Raw genomic sequence first — 14,788 nt, forward strand, 5'->3', positions numbered from 1 at the left:
GGACGTCATGTCGGATTCGCGGGAGCTGAAGTTCCGCAGGCTCGCCGCCGGGCTCCGCGCGGAGATCCGCTCGGGCCGCTGGGCGCCCGGCGCGAAGCTCCCCACCGAGCAGGAGCTCTCCCACACCCGCGAGGTCAGCCTCACCACGGTCCGCCGCGCGGTGGACGAGCTCGTCGAGGAGGGGCTCGTGATCCGGCGGCAGGGGGCGGGCACCTTCGTGGCCGAGCACGCCCCGGCCGTCCGGGGCCAGGCCGCGCTGGTCGGCGTGGTCGTGCCGGACACCACGCTCTACTACCCGAAGGTCCTGGAGGGCATCGAGGAGGCGCTGGCCGCCGCCGGAGCGCGGCTGATGCTGGCCTGCTCCCGCTACCAGCCGGCGGAGGAGGAGGCCGCGCTGCGGCGCATGCTCGACTCCGGGGTGGACGGCCTGCTCGTCGTCCCCACGCTCATCGGCCACGCGGACCCCGTGGCCGTCGTCGGCCGCCTCACCGGCCTGCCGGTGCCCGTCGTGCTGATCGAGCGCGGCCTGGACGGCGGCGACGACCCCAGCGAGCACGTCCGCACCGACCACGCGGCCGGAGGCTACGCGGCCGTGCGCCACCTGGTCGCGCTCGGCCACACCCGGCTGGCCCTGCTCACCCGCTCGGGCAACCCCACCAGCGCGCCGGTCGGCCAGGGCTTCGCGGCGGCCGTGGCCGACCTGGGCCTGCGGGCCGCGGAGCCGTTCTCCGCGCCGCAGCGCGACTGGGACCCCGGGGTCGCCGACGGGCAGGTGCGCCGCGTCGTGGCCGCCGGCTGCACGGCCGTCGTCTGCTTCGGCGACCGCGAGGCCACCCTGATGGTCTCCGCCGCCCGGCGGGTCGGCCTGTCCGTACCGGGCGATCTGGCGATCGTCGCCTACGACGACGAGATCGCCGACCTGGCGGAGGTGCCGCTCACCGCGGTCTCCCCGCCCAAACGCCATCTCGGCCGCCACGCGGCCGAGCTCCTGCTCCGCCGCCTGCGCGAGCCGGACCTGCCCCTGCACCAGGTACGGCTCCGCCCCCGCATCGTCGTGCGCCGATCATGCGGCGCCTCCTCGGGAGAGATGACAAGTGACTGAACTCCGTCTGGGCCTGGTCGGCGCGGGCGCCGTCGGTGTGCTGCACGCCGAGGCGTCGCTGCGGGTGGCCGGCCTCCGGGTGGGCGCGGTCTGCGACCTGAACCCGGAGGCCGCGCGCCGGGTCGCCGCGCCCCACGGCGCGCCGGTCCACACCGACCACCGCGACCTGATCGCCTCGGGCGAGGTGGACGCGGTGGTGGTCAACACCCCGCACGCGCTGCACACCGCGATCGTGTGCGACGCGGCGGCGGCCGGGCTGCACGTCCTGGTCGAGAAGCCCATGGCCACCTCGCTGGCCGACTGCGACCTGATGATCGACGCCTGCGCCGCCGCCGGGGTGCGGCTGGCGGTCGGGCACATCCAGCGCTTCCTGCCCGACAAGGTCGCGGCGATGGCCGCGCTGGCGGCCGGGGAGATCGGCGAGCCGCTGCTGATGTCGGACCGGCGCGGCTCCGACTACCGGCCGGGCTCGCGGCCCGGCTGGTTCCTCGACCCGGAGCTGTCCGGCGGCGGTGTGTTCATCAACATCGGCGCGCACTGCGTGGACCGGCTGCTGTGGCTGTCCGGCCGCCGGGTCGAACAGGTGGAGGCCTCGGTGAACGGCTCGCCGATCGAGACCGACGCGCTGGTCAGGCTGGCCCTGTCCGGCGGCCTGACCGCGCAGATCGCGGTGACCGGTACCGGCCCGCCCGCCCCGCACGACGAGATCACCGTCGTCGGGGAGAGCGGCACGCTGTCGATCTCCCCCCACCTCGGCACGGCGCTGCACAGGGACGGCGAGGTGAGGTGGCTGCACCGGCCGGACCCCGACGACATCCCCGCGGCCTTCGCCGCCCAGCTCGCCGACTTCGCCGATGCCGTACGGGAGGGCCGGGACCCCGCGGTGGGCGGCGCGCACGCCCGGCACGTGCTGGAGGTCGTGCTGGCCGCCTACTCCTCGGCGGCCGCCGGGGCCCCGGTGCGGACGGGGTGCCCCGTTGGCCAGCCGTGACCCCGGACGCCCCAACGTCCTGCTCATCCTGAGCGACGACCAGGGCCCGTGGGCGCTGGGCTGCGCGGGCAACGACGACATCCACACCCCCGCGCTCGACGCCCTGGCGGCTTCGGGGGTGCGGCTGTCCCGGTTCTTCTGCGCCTCCCCGGTGTGCTCGCCGGCCCGCGCCTCGCTGTTCACCGGGGAGATCCCCTCCCAGCACGGCGTGCACGACTGGATCAGCCGGGGGCATGTGGGCCAGGACGGGACGGACTTCCTGGCCGGGCGCAGGCTCCTCACCGACGACCTGCACGACGCGGGGTACCGGCTCGGCCTCGTCGGCAAGTGGCACCTGGGCGCCAACGACCGGCCCCGGCCGGGATTCGTGCGCTGGCTGGCGCACGAGAGCGGCGGTGGTCCGTACCGGGACGCGGTCCTCTACGACGAGGGCGAGCGGGTCACGGCCACCGGATACCTCACCGACGTGCTGACCGACGAGGCGTGCGCGTTCCTGTCGGGAGAGGCCGGGCGCGCGGAGCCGTTCTACCTGTCACTGCACTACACCGCGCCGCACACGCCGTGGAAGGGGCAGCACCCACGGGCGTTCGAGGCGCTCTACGACGGCTGCGCGTTCGACTCCTGCCCGCAGGAGCCGCCGCACCCCTGGCAGCCGGTGGGCCCGGACGGGGCCCCGGTCGGCGGCGAGCCCGACGTGCGCGCCGCGCTGACCGGCTACTTCGCCGCGGTGTCGGCGATGGACGCCGGGATCGGCCGGGTGCTGTCCCGGCTGGCGGAGCTGGGGCTCACGGAGTCGACGCTGGTGGTCTTCACCAGCGACAACGGCTTCAACTGCGGCCACCACGGGATCTGGGGCAAGGGCAACGGCACCTTTCCGCAGAACGTCTACGACAGCTCGGTCATGGTCCCGGCGATCGTGAGCCAGCCGGGGCGCGTCCCCGGGGGCCGGGTCTGCGAGGCGCTGCTGTCGGCCTACGACCTGCGGCCCACGCTGCTGGAGCATCTCGGACTGCCCCTCCCCGCCGGATCCCGGCCCGGACGGTCGTTCGCCGGCCTCCTCGCCGGCTCGCCGGAGGAGGACCGGCAGCGGGTGGTGGTCTTCGACGAGTACGGTCCGGTGCGGATGATCCGGACCGGGGAGTGGAAATACGTGCACCGGCACCCCCACGGCCCGCACGAGCTCTACGACCTGGTGGCCGACCCGGGCGAGCGGCGGAACCTGGCCGGCGCCCCCAGGACGGCGTCCGTCCGCGCCGGCCTGGCCGCGGAACTGGACGCCTGGTTCGCCCGGTACGCCGACCCGGTGGCCGACGGCAGAGGACTGCCCGTCAGCGGGTCCGGCCAGAGCGCGCCGCTACGGCCGGGCTCCGGGCTCGGGGCCTTCGAGGCGGCGCCGTTCCCGACGGTCCCCCGGTACGGATGATCCGCCGACCCGATACGATGCCCGCCCGAGAGCAGATGGAGCCGGATTGAAACTGTCCTTCAGCACGCTGGGCCTGCCCGGCGAGGGGCTGCCCGAGGCGATCGAGATCGCGACGGCGCACGGGTGCGACGGGCTGGAGCTGCGCCTCCACCCCGACACCGGTGTCCACGTCGGCCTGCCGGCGGCGGGCGGCGGCCGTACCGCACCGCGGGACTCCGGCGGCTCCGGAGACCAGGGCCGGGCGGAGCCGCCCGGCGACCGGTCCCGGGTCCGGGCGGCGGTGGCCGCCGCCGGGCTGGAGATCTCGGCCCTGGCCGGATACACCGGGATCTGCGAGCCGGGGGACGACGGGCCGGTGATCGAGGCGCTGACCGCCGAGCTGGTCCTCGCCGCCGACCTCGGGGCGCCCGGGGTGCGGGTGTTCCCCAGGGGGGAGGACCCGGCGGTCGGGGCGCGGCGGCTGCGGGCGGTCGCGCCGGAGGCCAGGCGGCTGGGGGTGCGGATGCTGGTGGAGACCCACGACGCGATGCCCACCGGCGCGGCCGTGGCGCGGCTGCTCGACGGGGCGGGCGAGCCGGAGGTCACCGGGGCGATCTGGGACCTGCTCCACCCCTGGCGGCACGGTGAGAGCCCGGCGGACACGCTCGCGGCCCTCGGCGGCCACCTCGCCTACGTCCAGGTAAAGGACGCCGGACCCGACCTGACCCCGGTCCCGATGGGACAGGGCGTGGTCCCGCTGGAAGAGGCGGGGGCGCTGCTGCGCGGGCGGGGATACGACGGCTGGGTGTCGCTGGAGTGGGAACGGACGTGGTATCCGCACGTCGCGCCCCTGGAAGAGGTGATTCCCGGGGCCGTGGCCTGGGTGCGCCGCTTCTCCCTCTCCGGCCCGGGTGCCGTGCGGCCCACGCCCTCCGAGGGGTGAGCCGCACGGGCCTCACTTGATGGACCCGGCGGTCAGGCCGCCCACGACCTTCCTCTCGATCAAGGCGAACAGGATGATGACCGGGACCGTGGCGATCACCGAGCCGGCGAACAGGTTCTGCCAGTCGACCTCGTACTGGCCGATGAAGGAGTTGAGCGCCACGGGCAGCGGCTGCTTGGCCGGCGAGGTGATCAGCGTCAGGGCGACGACGAACTCGTTCCAGGCGGCGATGAACGTGAAGATCAGCGCGGTGACCACGCCGGGCGCCGCCAGCGGCAGCGTGATCCGGAACAGCGCGCCGAAACGGCCGTTGCCGTCGATGAACGCCGCCTCCTCCAGTTCGCGGGGGATGGAGGAGAAGTAGGCGTTGAGGATCCAGACCGCGAAGGCCAGGTTGAAGCCTCCGTTGACCAGGATCAGCGACCAGATCGAGTCGACCATGCCGAACTGGAAGAACTCGCGGTAGATGCCGACCAGCATCGCGGTCGGCTGGAACATCTGGGTGATCAGCACCAGCACCAGGAAGGCCGTGCGGCCCCGGAACTCGTGCCGGGCGGTGTAGTAGGCCGCCGGCAGCGCCACCAGCAGGACCAGGACCGTCGACCCGGCGGCCACCTCCAGGGTGACCAGCAGGTTGTCGGCCAGCCCCCCGGACCAGAAGCCGGTGAAGTTCTCCCAGGCGAAGGAGTCCGGCAGGTAGGTCGCCGTGCGCAGGTCCTCCTGCGGGCGCAGCGCGGTGAGGACCATCACCAGGTACGGGAAGAGGAAGACGAACGCGATCAGGTAGGCGCTCGCCGCGACGATCACCGTCTTGATCGACGGCAGCCTCCGCACCGGCGCCGGAGACGCGGTGCGGCCGGTGGCCCGGCTCACGGGCGCGGTCTGGGTGACGGTCATCAGGACACCTCGGTCTTCCAGTTGCTGACCTTCAGGAAGATCGCCACCAGGACGATCACCATGCCGAAGTTCACGACGGACATGGCGGCCGACTCCCCGATGTCGGAGCCCTTGAGGATGTACATGAAGATCGTGGAGGTGGCCGTGGAGTAGCCCGGCTGGCCGTGCGTCATCGCCCAGATGATGGGGAAGCTGTTGAAGACGTTCATCACGTTGATCAGCGTCGCCACGGTCAGCGCCGGACGGAGCAGCGGCAGCGTGATCGACCAGTAGATCCGCAGCCTGCCCGCGCCGTCCATCCTGGCCGCCTCGTAGACGTCCGCCGGGATCGTCGCCAGGCCGGCCAGGAGGGCGTAGGTGGTGAACGGCAGCGAGACGAACACCGCCACGGCGATCAGCCACGGCATCGCGGTCGAGGCGTCGCCGAGCGGATCGGCGTCCGCGCCGCCCAGGGCGTCGAGCAGCCCCAGGTCGCGCAGGATCATGTTGATCAGGCCGACCTCGGGGTCGAGCATCCATTTGAAGATGATCGCGGTCATCAGCACCGAGGCCGCCCACGGCGCGATCATCGCCCAGCGCGCGACCCGGCGGCCGGGGAACTTCTGGTTGAACAGCTGGGCCAGGCCGAGCGAGAGCAGGACCGTGAGGGCGACCACGGCCACCACCCAGATCAGGCTGCGGAACATCACTCCGCCGAAGTCGGGCTCGTCGAACAGCTTGCCGTAGTTGTCCAGCCCGTTCGTCCCCTGGACCACACCGAACCGGCTGATCTTCAGGAACGACGACTGGATCATCGTGACGACCGGCCACACGACCACCACGCCGATGAGCGCCACCGCCGGGCCGATCCAGGCGAGAGGTCCCAGCGCTCGGGCCACCCTCTTCAGGGTGGAGATCTGCTGCATAACTCCTGCTTCCTACAAGGAGGTACGGCCTGCGCCGCGGGATGTGGGCGCAGGCCGTACCGCTGGATCAGCCGGCCTCGGCGACCTTCTGGATCGAACCGAGCACCGCCGCGGGGTCGGAGGTGACGGCGTTGCCGACGGTCTGCTTGATCTGGGTGTTCACCTCGGACCACTTGGGGTCGGTGAACGGGTAGAAGGTGGCGTTGGGCAGCGCGTCCAGGAACGGCTTGAGCTTCTCGTCGGAGGAGAGCTTCTCGATGCCCGAGGTGGTCACCGGCAGCAGCTTGTAGGTGTCGCTGATCTTCTGCACGGCGGAGGAGGAGTAGAAGAAGTCGAAGAACTTCTTGATCTCCTCCTTGTGGCCGTTCTTGTTGAAGGCCATGATCCAGTCCATGACACCGAGGGTGGTGTCGAGCGGACCGGTCTTGCCGGCGATCGGGGCGACGCCGAAGTTGGTCAGGCCGCCCTTCTCGAAGATCGGGATGGACATGGGGCCGCCGTTGACCATGCCGACCTTGCCCGCCGCGAAGTCCTCCCAGACCTTCTTGCGGTCCTTGGTGCCCGGGTTCGGGGTGGTCAGGCCGGCGTCGACCATGCCCTTGAGGAAGGTGAACGCCTCGACGTTCTGCGGCGAGTCGACCGTCCACTTGCCCGCGGCGTCCTTGTAGCCGCCGCCGTTGCCCAGGAACCACAGGAACGACTCGGCCTGCGCCTCCTCCTGGCCGAGCGGCAGGCCGAAGGGCTGGGAGACCCCGGCCTTCTTCAGCTTCTCCGCCGCGGCCTTGACCTCGTCCCAGGTCTTGGGCGCCTCGGTGATCCCGGCCTTGCCGAACAGGTCCTTGTTGTAGAACAGCGCCCGGGCCGAGGAGACGAACGGGATGCCGTACGCCGCGCCGTCCACCTTGCCGAACTCCGCGAACTTCGCCAGCAGGTCCGACTGGGTGCCGGAGGAGAGCACCTCGTCGGTCTTGTAGAGCAGGCCGTCCTTGACGAAGCCCGAGTAGTCGCCGGTCTGCAGGATGTCGGGCATCTGCCCGTTCTGCACCATGGTGGCGACCTGCTTGTCGATGTCGTTCCAGTTGATGACCTGGACCTCGACCTTGATCTTCGGGTTGGCGGCGGTGAACTCGTCGGTGACGCCCTTCCAGAACTTCTCGCCGCTGTCGGGCGCGGTGGGGCCGGCGCCGTAGTCCGCCGCGACCAGCTTCAACGTCACCGAGCCGTCGGCCGCCTTCTCGCCGCCACCGCCGCCGGCGTCACCGCCTGAGCCACAGGCGGACAGGGCCAGCAAGGCGGCCACGCCGAGGGTGGTCGCGCCGGCGATCTTCTTGTTCATCACGGGATTACCACCTTGAACTGGGGGAGTGCTGGTCCGTACCGGTTGGGGAGGGGCGGGAAGGGAGCCCCCGGCGTACGGCTCCGCCAGCGTAAGTGGACAGCAAATGGTCGGTCTATACCAGCAGATATCGGATTCGCAACGACCCGGCGACAGATAGGGGTGCTGGTCTATACCGGGAGGTCCGCCGGGTCCGGGTGGCTCCACACCGGAAGGGCCGTCGGCTCCGGGCGGCGCGCCCGCCCGGAGCCGACGGGTTCACGGGGCGCGGCCGGACCTCCCGGCGGCCCGGTCGGCGATGATCCCCGACGTCACCGGGCCGCGGTCCGCGATCTCGACGCCCACTCCGGCGGCGGCCTGTCGCCCGGCGCCATGGCGGAGACGCGGACCGCCGCGGCGTCCGGCAGCCCGGCCGCGACCACCCGCCTGCCGGGATCGACGCGGACCGACTTGAGGAAGATCCGGCGGCCTGCGGCCGGGCACTGGTTCGGACCGGCCCCGGCGCCGAGGAAGGCCGGGCCGCTCGCCGTACGGGCCGGCGGAGCGCGCCACCGGCCGCGGTCGGCCACAGCAGGGCCGCGCCGTAGCGGGCGCCTGCTCCGATCGCGCCGCCTGCGGCGACCATCGCCACCACGTCGTAGCGGGCCCGGCGCAACCCGCGACGCCGGCGCGCCTCGGCGAGATCGACATCGGGGTCGACGGGCTCGGTCTCTCCAGCGATATAATGCCAGGTGAAACCCGGTTTTCCGGGGCTGCGGCGGTGGGGCCCGCCGCCTCCGCCCACGCGCGGGGACAACCACGGAGTGCGTCTTCGTCAACGGTCCCTACCAGTGGTGTTCCGCCTAGGTACTGGTAGGAGGCGGCCATGAAACTCCACGGCCCCGCCATGCGATTGACGATCTTGGTGTGCGAGAACGACCTCTGGCATCACAAGCCCCTCTACTTCGAGATCGTGCACCGCGCGCACCGCAGCGGGCTCGCCGGCGCCAGCGTGATCCGCGGAATCGAGGGCTACGGCGCATCCTCCCGCATCCACACGGCCCGCATCCTGTCTCTGTCGGACGAACTACCGGTCGCGATCACCATCATCGACTCCGAAGACCGGATCCGCGCCTTCCTGCCACAGCTGGACGAGCTCATGTCCGAGGGCCTGGTGACCCTCGAGCAGGTCGAGGCGGTCCACTACGTCAGGCACCCCGTCCAGCAGGCGCCGGCCGACGCCACGATGGCGGGCGATGCGTTCCCGCGCTGAACCCCGGCATCAGGCTCTGGCTCACTCTCGATGATCAGTTACCCAGGGTGAGTCTCGCCTGGTGTTACGCGTCATACGTTGTCGGTGGGGGAACGACCCGGCTATCAGTCATGCGCATGAGTCTGGAAGCATCGTCTTCTGGCCGTGTGGGTCACCCCACTCGCGTATAGGAACTCCGTCGCCCTTTTAACCAGGTGGCAGCCAGCATCCGACTGGCTAGCATCGGCTGGATGGGAGATCGTTTCAAGGGCGTTGACGCGCCCCTGTGCCTGCTCGCAGGCGCGCCCGGCGCGGGCAAAACAACGCTGCTGCCGCACCTCCTCCGCGCGGCGGACGGGCTGGTCGTGATGGACATGGACGAGTTGCTCGAGGACGGCAAGCTGATCGGCGTGCCGATCGCGGAGCCGGAGGCGGCGCCGATCTGGCCTGCCTACGACCGGATGTGGCGACGTATCGTGACCATGGTGCGCCGGGCCGGTCATCCCGTGCTGCTGATGTGTCCGATCCCCGACGCCGACGAGATGTCGGCGTTCGGTCGATGGGACGGGCCGGTCCACTGGGCCCTACTGGACTGTCCGAACGCCGAGCGGGAACGCCGGCTGCGGGAGCGCGGCGCGCCGCGGGAGTGGATCGACGACGCTCTGGCGGACGCGGCGCAGGGCCGGGAGCTGATCATGCCCGTGTTCCACGCCGTCGGCGCAGATCATGCCGGGCTGGCAGCACAGGTGCTGGGGTGGGCCCACGAGCTCACCATCAGCTCCAGCTAGACCGCGTATCGCGACAGCTCTCGGTCGCGCGAGTCCGGCTCTGCTCAGAACCGCGGCTCGCGCGGTGGCCGCCCGGTCAGTAACGATCAAGACATCTACAAGGAGCGCAACACAGCCGAACGCCGCATTGATCGGATCAAGGAATGGCGTGGCCCGGCCTTCCGCTTCGACAAGATTCCCGACAGCTACCTCGCCGGCCTTCATCTCCGCGGAGCCATCATGTGGATCCGCTCGACGGGATCGCCGTTGATCTTCAGTCCGAGGCTGATCATGGTCATCGCGTACGGAAAGATCGGCAATGCGAGCGCGCCTAGGCCGGTGGGGATGACCGCAGCCATGACCGGCACCCGACGGCCGCGCAAGACCGGCACCGGCGGCGAGGACGGCAGGGCACCGCGGTCGCCGACCGTGGGCACGGCCAGGTGGGCGCCGACGGTGAGCGCGGTGAGCGCCGCGATGGAGATCAGCGGGGCCGGGACCGTCGTGGTCAGGCGGGGCAGGAACACCATCAGCGCGAACGCGCCGCCGACCAGCGGATAGACGATCCACAGGACGTCGACGAGCTCGGGCACCTGCGCCATGAAGACGAGAATCGGCCACCGGCACGGCGGCCTTGAACGCGGCCGAGCGTGGGCAACTGCCGGCACGGCTCGGCCGGTTCGAACAGGCCGCCCAAGAACGTTGCGAAGCACTGCGCGGCCGGCTGAGCCGGGCCGAGGAGTTCGCCGCCGACCTGAAGCGGCGCGCCGGCTCGTAGCGGCCCGGGGTAGGGCCCGCCCTACCCCGGGCACACCAGCCCGCCTCATCCGAAAGACGCTGGTCAGCGTCATGGGGGGCGCGCTCGCGTAGCCATAATCTCGTCGACGTATGGATCTCACCGCGAGGTCTGATCCTTCTCACGTGGCAATACGCAAGTTAAAGGGGTAAACAGCATGGCTAGGGACCGGAAGCGCGTAAGCCGACGGCGGCTGTCGGCAACGGCGGTGATCGCGATGGGAGCGGTCCTCGTCCCCGTGACGGCCCAGGCGGCCCTGGCCGACACGGCCGGCGGGAAGCAGAACCCGGTCCACGCACTGGAGCAGGCGGCGCACCCGCTGCGCTCGACCGAGCCCGGGAGGAACACGGCCGACCTGCGAGCCCTGGGCTCGATGATCGGCGACGCCAAGGTGGTCGGCCTGGGTGAGGCCACCCACGGCTCGCACGAGTTTTTCACCATGAAGGAGCGGGTCTTCCGCTACCTCGTCGAGGAGAAGGGCTTCACCACCTTTGCCCTGGAGCTGAGCTGGTCCGCGGGACTCCAGATCGACGACTACCTTCAGACCGGCAAGGGGGACGCACGCAAGATCGCGAAGGAGGCACTGGCCAACTCGCCGTGGGACCGCGAGGAGTTCGTAAGCCTCATCGAGTGGATGCGGGACTACAACCGCCGCCACCCCGGCCGCACCGTCCACTTCATGGGCGACGACCTCGGCGCCCCCACACTGAGCGACGAGTTCTTCGGCCGGGTGACCGGCTACGTGCAAAAGCATCACCCGGAGTCGCTGCCGCGGCTCAACGAGCTCTACACCGGCCTGCGCCCGATCGACGACGTCTTCGCCTACCTGGGCAAGCCCCTCGCGGAACGACAGCAGCTCGCCGCCAAGGCGCAGCAGGCCCTGGAACTGATCAGCAGCCAGAAGGGCTCCGGCGGAGACGACTTCGAATGGGCCGAGCAGAACGCCCGATCCATCGCCCAGACCGCCAAGTTCCTCACCATAGACGTCAAAGACCCGGACTCGATGCCCACCTTCCAACGCTTCCGTGACAAGGTGATGGCCCAGAACATCACCTGGTGGCAGCGGCGCACCGGCGACAAGATCCTTCTGTCAGCGCAGAACGACCACGTCGGATACGTGGCCGGCGCGTCCAAGATGTATCCCAAGACCCAGGGATCGTTCCTGCGCGACACACTGGGCAAGAAGTACCTCCCCATCGGCTTCACCTTCAACCAGGGCTCCTTCCTGTCGAAGGACACCGCTCTCGGCGGCGACTGGAAGAAGTTCACCGTGGGCGCGGCCAAGCCCGGCATGAACGAGTACACCCTCGACAAGGTCCGTCACCAGGACTACTACCTGGACATCCGCAACGCCCCGGCCGCGGCGCGCGCCTGGCTGGACGTCGCCCGCCCCACGCGCAACATCGGCACGCAGTACCCCTACCCGCCCGTCGACCTCGCGGCCGCCCGCTCCTTCGACGTCCTCATCCACCTCCACGACGTCCGGGAGGCCGACAAACTGAAGCCGTGACGGCCCGGCCCCGGCATGAGCCGCCCGACCTCTCCTGACCTGCGGGGAAGACCTTCCCGCTCCGGGAGCAGCTCTCCTCCGGCCGCTCAATCTCGGCGACGGTGAACACGGGATCCCGGTGGCGACGGCGCGGGAAACAAGGTCAAGGCAGGTCAGCGAACCCCTTCCAAGCCGTGCTCGAAGGTCCTCACCGAGACCCTGACGCAGAACACAATCACCACAGGTCAGATCTCGGAGGGGCCGTCGGGGACGGCGGCCCCGGCCGCCTCGGGCGCTCACACAGAAGCGTCGCCGGAGCCATGCCTCCGCGCTCCGTGAAGGTTGCACAGCAGGCCGATCTCGGCGACGTTCTTGGTCAGCTCGACGTTGACCCAGCCCGCGATGTTCACCAGCGTTTCGTGCTGTCCCCAGGGCAGTCCGGCGGTCCTGTCGGTGGAGTCGAGGTCGGCGTCGGTGAGCCGCAGCAGGCTCGCCCGCCAGCCGTCCTTCAGCCCGCGCAGCCAGTCGGCGGTGGCCGCGGCGGTGCCCGGCCAGGTGATCTCCTCGCGCGCGGGCGCTTTGGAGCCGAAGCAGTGGCCCAGGGTGGTCGTCCACCAGAAGCCGATGTGCCAGGTCAGCCAGCCGATCGAGACGGCCGGCGCGGGATCCGGTTCGGACGTCTCCCAGTCGGCCACCCAGCGGTCCTGGCCGTCCGGCCGGACGGTCCAGCAGCCTGGTGCCGGTTCCCAGAGGCAGCGCGGATCGTCGAGGTCCTTCAGGTGATACTCGAACAGGGACCAGGCGATGTCGAGTTGCCGGATCAGAAGATCGACGCGGGTTGCGGTCATCCCCGGAGATTGTCATCGTCTCCGGCCGCCGTGCCACCGGTTTTCGCCGCGGCGGGCTTCTCCCGGCGGGCGGCCCGGGGCGGTCGCCGGGCCGGGCGCCGTCCCTCGGATTGGCCGGTGCGCCGGGGGACTCCGTTAGCCTGTGGGAACGATGAACCGTTTCACGACGTCAAGAGGTGAGTTCGACCTCGCCCGCTTCCCCGACGGCCCGCGTGACGCGCTCCGCGCCTGGGACGCCGCCGACGAATACCTGCTACGGCATCTGGCCGGGATCGACGGCGGGCCGACGGACCTGTCGGGCACCGTGGTCGTGGTGGGCGACCGGTGGGGCGCCCTGGTCACCGCCCTGGCCGATCACCGCCCCGTGCAGATCACCGATTCCTTCCTCACCCAGGAGGCGACCCGGGCCAATCTGGGGCGTAACGGGGTCGAGGCGGGGATGGTGCGGCTGCTGTCGACCAGGGACACGCCGCCGGAGCGGATCGACGTGCTGCTGATCCGGGTGCCCAAGAGCCTCGCGCTCCTGGAGGATCAGCTGCACCGCCTCGCGCCCGGTGTGCACGAGGGCACCGTCGTCGTCGGCGCCGGGATGGTCACCGAGATCCACACCTCGACGCTGAAGCTGTTCGAGCAGATCCTCGGGCCGACCCGGACGTCGCTGGCGGCCAGGAAGGCGCGGCTGATCTTCTGCTCGCCGGATCCCGGGCTCGCCCGGTCCGCCAGCCCGTGGCCGCGAGACTACGCGCTGCCCGACGACGTGGGAGTGGTCTCGGGCCTGACCGTCACCAACCACGCGGGTGTCTTCTGCGCCGACCGCCTCGACATCGGCACCAGGTTCTTCCTGCAGAACCTGCCCCGGCGCCGTGGCCGTGCCCGTGTGGTGGACCTGGGCTGCGGCAACGGGGTGGTCGGGACGGCCGCGGCGCTGGCCGATCCCGGAGCCGAGGTGATGTTCATCGATGAGTCCTACCAGGCGGTGGCCTCGGCGGAGGCCACGTTCCGGGCGAACGTCGCCGCGGACGTCACGGCGTGGTTCGTGGTGGGGGACGGCCTGTCGGGGGTGCCGGCGGGGTCGGTGGACCTGGTGCTGAACAATCCGCCCTTCCACGCCCATCAGGCGACGACCGACGCGACGGCCTGGCGCATGTTCACCGGGTCGCGCACCGCGCTGCGCCGTGGCGGCGAGCTGTGGGTGATCGGCAACCGGCACCTCGGATACCACGTGAAGCTCCGGCGGCTCTTCGGCAACTGCGAGGTCGTCGCGAGCAACCCGAAGTTCGTCATCCTGCGGGCCGTCAGGAGCTGACAGGTCGGCCGGGCCCTGCCGACGTCCGGTCCGCGCCCTGCCGACGTCCGGTCCGCGCCCTGCCGACGTCCGGTCCGCGCCGTGAGCGGTGGGCGCGGGCCGTACGGCGGGGCGCGCCGGATCGCAATCGGGGCATGGGATAATTCTGTGGTCAGGCGGCTCCGGCCTGTTCCCCCTCTGACTCTGCCGGGTTAAGAGTGAAAGGGGAGCAAGCATGGACATAACGCCCCAGGCGGTCGTCATTCCCAAGGAGACCGACCATCTCGAACAGGGCAAATACGGCCCCATCTTCCCCAGGACTCCGGCGTGCTACGGGTTCACCATCATCGCGGAGGTCAAGCCGGGGCGGGCCGAGGCGATCCGCAACCACGGCCACACGCTGGTCAAGGCGCTGGAGGCCGACCCACACCTCCTGGCGCCGCTCAAGCTGCACTACCTGCGCTGGGTGCTCTTCGACGGCGACACGCGTTTCATGTATCAGGGGATCTTCGACACCGACTTCGACAAATACACCGAGGACGCCGTCGCGCTGTTCAGCCAGACAGGGGTGAACACGGTCTTCGAGAACCTCGTGGGCTTCCCCGAGGACTGGAAGACCAACCCTGAGGCGTTCGTCAGGTACGTGCGCGAGCACCAGTGCCCGAGCTTCATCGAGTACGGCGAGTATCCGTACGTCGCCGCCGACGAGATCAAGAAGGCGCTGCGGATCAAGAGCGCCCTGTCGGAGATGCTCGACCAACTGCAGTGAGATCGGGCCGCGGCCCGCGTGCTCCGC

Annotated in this window: 16 protein-coding genes and 1 pseudogene; 11 read left to right on the forward strand and 6 right to left on the reverse strand. The window is 70.7% G+C overall.

Annotated elements, in window-relative coordinates; all coding sequences use genetic code 11:
- The first annotated feature begins 7 nt into the window (after positions 1-7).
- The 4 genes from J2S55_RS36190 to J2S55_RS36205 are packed head-to-tail and all read left to right on the forward strand — an operon-like array spanning position 8 to position 4,438.
- Positions 8-1,102 (forward strand): GntR family transcriptional regulator, encoded by a 1,095-nt coding sequence (locus J2S55_RS36190; protein ID WP_306870326.1) that lies wholly within the window; start codon positions 8-10, stop codon positions 1,100-1,102.
- Positions 1,095-2,093, forward strand: a complete 999-nt coding sequence (locus J2S55_RS36195) for a Gfo/Idh/MocA family protein (RefSeq protein ID WP_306870329.1) — start codon at positions 1,095-1,097, stop codon at positions 2,091-2,093. Before J2S55_RS36190 ends, J2S55_RS36195 begins: the two co-directional genes overlap by 8 nt.
- The gene (locus J2S55_RS36200) at positions 2,080-3,516 is read left to right on the forward strand and encodes a sulfatase family protein (RefSeq protein ID WP_306870332.1); all 1,437 of its coding nucleotides are present in this window, start codon (positions 2,080-2,082) and stop codon (positions 3,514-3,516) included. Before J2S55_RS36195 ends, J2S55_RS36200 begins: the two co-directional genes overlap by 14 nt.
- 46 nt (positions 3,517-3,562) lie before the next feature.
- Positions 3,563-4,438, forward strand: coding sequence for a sugar phosphate isomerase/epimerase family protein (locus tag J2S55_RS36205; RefSeq protein WP_306870335.1), 876 nt, complete (start codon positions 3,563-3,565; stop codon positions 4,436-4,438).
- Positions 4,439-4,450: 12 nt separating this feature from the next.
- Here the strand turns inward: J2S55_RS36205 and J2S55_RS36210 are convergent, their stop codons facing one another.
- The 4 genes from J2S55_RS36210 to J2S55_RS36225 all read right to left on the reverse strand — a co-directional run bounded on the left by J2S55_RS36210 (position 4,451) and on the right by J2S55_RS36225 (position 8,145).
- The gene (locus J2S55_RS36210) at positions 4,451-5,335 is read right to left on the reverse strand and encodes a carbohydrate ABC transporter permease (RefSeq protein WP_306870337.1); all 885 of its coding nucleotides are present in this window, start codon (positions 5,333-5,335) and stop codon (positions 4,451-4,453) included.
- Positions 5,335-6,240: a carbohydrate ABC transporter permease gene (locus J2S55_RS36215; protein ID WP_306870342.1), complete on the reverse strand. Its 906-nt coding sequence runs from the start codon at positions 6,238-6,240 to the stop codon at positions 5,335-5,337. Before J2S55_RS36215 ends, J2S55_RS36210 begins: the two co-directional genes overlap by 1 nt.
- Before the next feature lie 67 nt (positions 6,241-6,307).
- Complete coding sequence (locus J2S55_RS36220) at positions 6,308-7,576, reverse strand: extracellular solute-binding protein (RefSeq protein ID WP_306870345.1); 1,269 nt, start codon at positions 7,574-7,576, stop codon at positions 6,308-6,310.
- A 311-nt stretch (positions 7,577-7,887) separates the two neighbouring features.
- The gene (locus J2S55_RS36225) at positions 7,888-8,145 is read right to left on the reverse strand and encodes a hypothetical protein (protein WP_306870347.1); all 258 of its coding nucleotides are present in this window, start codon (positions 8,143-8,145) and stop codon (positions 7,888-7,890) included.
- A gap of 296 nt (positions 8,146-8,441) precedes the next feature.
- On the opposite strand from J2S55_RS36225, the gene J2S55_RS36230 reads away from it, so the two are divergent.
- The 3 genes and pseudogenes from J2S55_RS36230 to J2S55_RS36240 form a co-directional block, all read left to right on the forward strand.
- Positions 8,442-8,828: a DUF190 domain-containing protein gene (locus J2S55_RS36230; RefSeq protein WP_306870349.1), complete on the forward strand. Its 387-nt coding sequence runs from the start codon at positions 8,442-8,444 to the stop codon at positions 8,826-8,828.
- A 230-nt stretch (positions 8,829-9,058) separates the two neighbouring features.
- The gene (locus J2S55_RS36235; RefSeq protein ID WP_306870352.1) at positions 9,059-9,595 is read left to right on the forward strand and encodes an AAA family ATPase; all 537 of its coding nucleotides are present in this window, start codon (positions 9,059-9,061) and stop codon (positions 9,593-9,595) included.
- Positions 9,596-9,649: 54 nt separating this feature from the next.
- Positions 9,650-9,823: pseudogene (locus tag J2S55_RS36240) on the forward strand (transposase family protein); the annotation flags it as partial.
- Here J2S55_RS36240 and J2S55_RS36245 read toward each other — a convergent pair.
- Positions 9,796-10,176: a hypothetical protein gene (locus J2S55_RS36245; protein ID WP_306870354.1), complete on the reverse strand. Its 381-nt coding sequence runs from the start codon at positions 10,174-10,176 to the stop codon at positions 9,796-9,798. The pseudogene J2S55_RS36240 and the gene J2S55_RS36245 sit on opposite strands and share 28 nt — an antisense overlap.
- Positions 10,177-10,208: 32 nt before the next feature.
- On the opposite strand from J2S55_RS36245, the gene J2S55_RS36250 reads away from it, so the two are divergent.
- The gene (locus J2S55_RS36250; protein ID WP_306870355.1) at positions 10,209-10,352 is read left to right on the forward strand and encodes a hypothetical protein; all 144 of its coding nucleotides are present in this window, start codon (positions 10,209-10,211) and stop codon (positions 10,350-10,352) included.
- A 175-nt stretch (positions 10,353-10,527) separates the two neighbouring features.
- The gene (locus J2S55_RS36255) at positions 10,528-11,880 is read left to right on the forward strand and encodes an erythromycin esterase family protein (RefSeq protein WP_306870357.1); all 1,353 of its coding nucleotides are present in this window, start codon (positions 10,528-10,530) and stop codon (positions 11,878-11,880) included.
- A gap of 275 nt (positions 11,881-12,155) precedes the next feature.
- Here the strand turns inward: J2S55_RS36255 and J2S55_RS36260 are convergent, their stop codons facing one another.
- Complete coding sequence (locus J2S55_RS36260) at positions 12,156-12,707, reverse strand: DinB family protein (protein ID WP_306870358.1); 552 nt, start codon at positions 12,705-12,707, stop codon at positions 12,156-12,158.
- A gap of 151 nt (positions 12,708-12,858) precedes the next feature.
- Here J2S55_RS36260 and J2S55_RS36265 point away from each other — a divergent pair, with 151 nt between their 5' ends.
- Both J2S55_RS36265 and J2S55_RS36270 read left to right on the forward strand, forming a co-directional pair.
- Entirely contained in the window at positions 12,859-14,013 is a 1,155-nt protein-coding gene (locus tag J2S55_RS36265) for a methyltransferase (protein WP_306870362.1), read from the forward strand.
- A gap of 214 nt (positions 14,014-14,227) precedes the next feature.
- Complete coding sequence (locus J2S55_RS36270) at positions 14,228-14,761, forward strand: hypothetical protein (protein WP_306870364.1); 534 nt, start codon at positions 14,228-14,230, stop codon at positions 14,759-14,761.
- Positions 14,762-14,788 lie beyond the last annotated feature (27 nt).

The sequence above is a fragment of the Streptosporangium brasiliense genome (assembly GCF_030811595.1).
Lineage (GTDB): Bacteria > Actinomycetota > Actinomycetes > Streptosporangiales > Streptosporangiaceae > Streptosporangium > Streptosporangium brasiliense.